This window comes from Avibacterium endocarditidis, assembly GCF_965138825.1.
Taxonomy (GTDB): Bacteria; Pseudomonadota; Gammaproteobacteria; order Enterobacterales; family Pasteurellaceae; genus Avibacterium; species Avibacterium endocarditidis.
On sequence record NZ_CBCSDH010000043.1, the window covers coordinates 1 to 531 of the forward strand.

A 531-nucleotide genomic window follows, 5' to 3' on the forward strand; every position below is an offset into this window, starting at 1 on the left:
AAAGTTTTTTCGGTTAATTCCATTATATTTTCGCAGTATCCGCTTCGCCTGATTCCAAAAATTTTCAATGCCATTAATATGATTTTGTTTCACCGCAAATAGCTCGGAATGATTGATTCGTTCGTGGTGAAATTCACTCACATCAAGAGCATCATAACTGCGATAAGTGTCCGTATAAACCCAGCTATCAGGCTTGATTTTTCTTTTAATTACAGGGAGTAATGTGTCACTCTTTGTGTTTTCGACCACAACAGTAAATACCTTTCCTTGTCGTTTTAGTCACCCAAAAACAGCAACTTTTCCAGCTGCTCCTCGCCCACGTTTTCCCTTGCGATGACCACCAAAATAGCTTTCGTCTAGTTCAATTTCTCCCTCAAAAATCTCGTTAACTTCAAGGGATAAATGATAGTCAATCACAAGCCTGATTTTATGGTAGAACAAAGCGGCTGTATTAGGTTGAATATCTAGCAAATTTGCTGCCGTTCTTGCAGTAACTTCTGCGATAAAAAACTCCAGCAGTTTTTTCTGTAT

General features: G+C 38.4%; 1 pseudogene. It reads right to left on the reverse strand.

The window, feature by feature from the left end:
* Window positions 1-531: pseudogene (locus ACNAV8_RS11610) on the reverse strand (IS1595 family transposase); the annotation flags it as partial.